This is a genomic window from Synechocystis sp. LEGE 06083, from assembly GCF_015207725.1.
Classification (GTDB): Bacteria; Cyanobacteriota; Cyanobacteriia; order Cyanobacteriales; family Microcystaceae; genus Synechocystis; species Synechocystis salina.
Map to the genome: position 1 here is coordinate 1 of NZ_JADEWJ010000322.1, position 3,958 is coordinate 3,958.

A 3,958-nucleotide genomic window follows, 5' to 3' on the forward strand; every position below is an offset into this window, starting at 1 on the left:
CCCCGCATCACCAAATTGGGTCACTTTCTACGCAAAACCAGCCTGGATGAATTTCCCCAATTTTTCAATATCCTATTGGGAGAAATGAGTTTGGTGGGTACCCGCCCCCCCACATTGGATGAAGTGGACCAGTACGAAATCCACCACGGTGAACGGCTGGAAGTCAAACCTGGCTTAACGGGGGAATGGCAGGTCAATGGTCGCTCCTCCATCAGTAATTTTGAAGAAGTGGTAGCCCTGGATTTGCAGTACCAACAAAAGTGGAGCATTTGGCATGACCTCAAGCTCCTGGTGAAAACCATCACCGTAGTATTTTCTAAACATAGCGGTGCTTGCTAGGTTGCCATTTTCCATCATTGCCCATCCTCACTAAGTTTCCCCTTCCCCATGGCTACTACCCTTTCGCCCCATCTCTCCACCACTGCCCAAGCCAACCGGTTGCCCAACTTCTTCATTGTTGGCGCGGCCAAAGCTGGCACCACCGCCCTGCACCATTACCTCCAACAACATCCCGCCATCTATATGACCCCAGGCAAAGAAACTAACTTTTTTGCCTACGAAGGACAGCAGTTAAATTTTCGTGGTCCAGGGGATGAGGCGGTGGCGGATTTTTCCATCACTAATCTGGCTGATTACCAAGCCCAATTTCAAGGAGTAACTACCGAAACGGCGATCGGGGAAGCCTGTCCTTTATACCTTTACGATCGCCAGGTAGCCCAGAGAATCCAGCACCATTGCCCCACCGCAAAAATTATTATTATTCTGCGGGAGCCAGTGGCCCGGGCCTATGCCAACTATCTCCATTTAGTGAGAGATGGCCGGGAAACAACCTTGGATTTTGCCCAGGCCCTAGCCCAGGAACCGGAGCGGACGGAAGCGAACTGGGAATGGTTTTGGCACTATCAACAGGCCGGCTACTACGCCGAGCAGGTGCGGCGATACTATGACCTTTTCCCTGCCAACCAAATTCGAGTTTACCTCTACGAAGACTTGCGGCGCGACGCCCAAGGGTTAATGAAAGATATTTTTACTTTTCTAGGAGTTGATGCCCAATTCCTGCCGGATTTCAGTGAACGGCCCAATAAATCAGGAATGCCAAAAAATCCCTGGCTCCATGGCCTGTTGACCAAACCCAATGTCCTCAAAACCCTTGTCAAGCCCCTATTACCGCAAAAACTACGGCAGTCCATCCAGCATAGTAATTTGATTACGCCCCCCCTCGATCCGGTGCTGAAGCAAAAATTGCAAACCCAGTACCGAGAAGATATTCTGGCCTGTCAAGCGCTGATCAAGCGAGACCTAACCTCCTGGCTATCATGAAAACTATCTGGCATTTAATTGGCGATCGCCGGCCGGGAGGCTCAAACCACCTGGTCCGCAATCTGTTGAATTCTTCCCTGGGAGAGAGTTTTGCTAGCCAAACCCTGACCCTGGAGCAAGGGCTAAAGCGAGTCAAGGGGGAGTTACCAGACGCTATCATTTTCCATTACGCCAGTGCTTGGAAATATTTACCTGCCCTGTGGCGACTGCAGACCATGGCACCGGTATATATTTGTGAGCATCACTACTGTGCTGGCTTTGAACAGCATCAAGTTAAATCTCTCCAGCGCTTCCGGCTTTTACTTAAAACTGCCTACGGATTGGCTGATGGGGTGATCAGTGTTTCCCAAGCCCAAAAACAATGGCTAATCGGCCATAAATTAGTGCATCCAGCCAAGGTAAAGGTTATTCGCCCGGCCTCTCCCCTGGCCAACTTTTTGGCTTTGCCCCTGAAACCCCCCAGCTCGATCTTAACCCTGGGGGTCTATGGACGGTTTGCGCCCCAAAAAGGCTTCGATCTCTTGTTAAAGGCGATCGCCAATGTGCCCCCGGATCTCCCAATCAGAATCAAATTGGGGGGCTACGGTGAGGATGAAGCCTTGATTAGGCAATTAACTGCTGCCCTGCCTTCAGTGCAATTGGTGGGGCCAGTGGAAGATGTACCAACTTTTTTGGCCGATTGTGACGGGGTAATTATTCCCTCCCGTTGGGAACCTTGGGGCTTGGTGGCATTGGAAGCCAAAGCGGCCGGAAAAGGCATCATCGCCACCGCCGTGGATGGACTGTCGGAACAGGTAGAGGGGTTTGGTCTGCTTTGTCCCCCAGAAGATCTGGAAATGTTGACCAAGGCGATCGCCAAGGTAAGTCCAAAACAGTTACAACAATGGGGCCAGGAAGGAAGGATAGCCGTGACCAATGCTTGGGAAAAATGTGTACAGGAATGGCATGACTATCTGACGGCGGCCATAGAGCCATAGATTAGGGCAATGGGAGCTAGCTAACTAGCGGAATGTCGTTGGCAATCTCTTACAATGAAGCCTTTACAGTCAAATCAATCCGGTGTCCAGGGACGGTTAGGGGAGAAGAAACCCGGGTGAAGGAATTAATCGCCAAGCTTAAAGCCAAATTTAGCCACAAAGACGGTACTTTTGTGCGGAACCTCGGTTGGCTGGGGGGATCGGGGGCGATTATTCGGGTTTCCCGGTTGATTGCAACGGTTATCCTAGCCCGGTTTTTGACCAAGGAAGATTACGGCCTGGCGGCGTTGGTGTTAACCACCAATGAGTTTGTGCGAGTTTTTACCCGTAACGGGGTGGTCATTCGCCTGATCCAAACTGAAGCAGAGCGGCTGGAAGAGTTGGCCGAATCGGCCTACTGGCTCAATTGGCTGATGTTTATTGGGTTATTTATGGTGCAATGTTTAGTGGCGTTCCCCATTGCTGCTTTTTACGACAATCAACGCCTAATTTTGCCCATCTGTGCCATGGCAGCGAACCTGCTCACCATTCCCCTGGGCATTATCCAAGCGGCCCTAATTCAGCGGGAAGGACGGTTTAAAATTATTGCCCTGGCGGAGTTAAGCCAAATTTCCAGCGACAATATCCTCTCCGCCATCTTTGCCCTGTTGGGGTTTGGTCTCTGGGCGATTATTTTGCCTAAAATTTTAGTAGCCCCCATTTGGGTTTACTTTATGCGCCGCTACCATCCTTGGCGACCCTCCAAAGGATTTCACCGTCATCACTGGGGGGATTTAATTGGCTTTGGCAAATCGGTGTTGGGGGTGGAACTTTTGAATACTCTGCGTAGTAATTTGGATTACCTAATCATTGGCCGCTTTTTGAGCGTGGAGGCTTTGGGGGTTTACTATTTTGCGTTTAATGCTGGTCTAGGTATTAGTTTGGGCATTATCACTTCCATTAAAGCGGCTCTGCTCCCCCATCTGTGCGACGTGCGGGATAACTTGGCCCAGTTCCGGGCCCGCTATTGGCAGAGTCAAAAAACCATTGCCATGGTGATTATTCCCTTTGTGCTTCTGCAAGCCAGTTTGGCTCCTTTTTATGTGCCCCTCGTTTTTGGCGATCGGTGGGCTGGAGCCATTCCTATTTTGATGTTAATTTGTCTATCGGCCATTCCCAGACCCTTTGCCGATGCTGCTTCCCAATTATTGCTAGCGGTGGATAAGCCCCAATGGGACCTTTGGTGGAATTTAATTTTTACTACCCTTTTTGCTGGTTGTTTAATGTGGGGAGTGCAAGGGGGCAATGTTGGGGTGGCGATCGCCGTTTTGGCCAGTCATTGGATCTGTTTACCTCTATTTTCGCTTTGGGCCTCCCGCACAGTATTTCGACGTTTGGCTTTGGCCGGGGAAGTATAAATGATGGGGCGTTGGTTGCTTACTTTGGTATTACTTGCACTGGGTTGGCAACAAGGGGTCTGGGCCCTGCCCTTTTCCCCAGGCGATCGCCTAGAAGTTTCCATTCCCAACGAAAAATATTTTGCCGGCGTTTATGTGGTTAACCAGGCCGGGGCGATCGAAGTGCCTTTTTTGGGTCCTGTGGCCGTGGGGGGTCTAGAAAGTACTGCGGTGGAGAAAAAACTCCATCAATTGCTAACCAATCAGGGTTATTTTCCCCCGGAT

The 3,958-nt window shown here is 50.5% G+C and carries 5 protein-coding genes; all 5 read left to right on the forward strand.

What is annotated here, in order from left to right:
• Nucleotides 1-339 (forward strand): sugar transferase (locus IQ219_RS17695; RefSeq protein WP_194073475.1); only part of this gene is annotated, 339 nt, incomplete at its 5' end.
• Nucleotides 340-387: 48 nt separating this feature from the next.
• Nucleotides 388-1,320, forward strand: a complete 933-nt coding sequence (locus IQ219_RS17700; RefSeq protein ID WP_194073476.1) for a sulfotransferase — start codon at nt 388-390, stop codon at nt 1,318-1,320.
• The gene (locus IQ219_RS17705) at nt 1,317-2,297 is read left to right on the forward strand and encodes a glycosyltransferase family 4 protein (protein WP_194073477.1); all 981 of its coding nucleotides are present in this window, start codon (nt 1,317-1,319) and stop codon (nt 2,295-2,297) included. Before IQ219_RS17700 ends, IQ219_RS17705 begins: the two co-directional genes overlap by 4 nt.
• Before the next feature lie 38 nt (nt 2,298-2,335).
• A complete protein-coding gene (locus tag IQ219_RS17710; protein ID WP_228017308.1) occupies nt 2,336-3,694 on the forward strand; it encodes a lipopolysaccharide biosynthesis protein in 1,359 nt (452 codons plus the stop codon).
• Nucleotides 3,695-3,718: 24 nt separating this feature from the next.
• Nucleotides 3,719-3,958 (forward strand): polysaccharide biosynthesis/export family protein (locus tag IQ219_RS17715; protein ID WP_228017309.1); only part of this gene is annotated, 240 nt, incomplete at its 3' end.

Bases quoted from the DNA above. Each gene is read 5' to 3' on its own strand.
- IQ219_RS17705 (WP_194073477.1), top strand. From the start codon at position 1,317: ATGAAAACTATCTGGCATTTAATTGGCGATCGCCGGCCGGGAGGCTCA.
- IQ219_RS17700 (WP_194073476.1), top strand. From the start codon at position 388: ATGGCTACTACCCTTTCGCCCCATCTCTCCACCACTGCCCAAGCCAAC.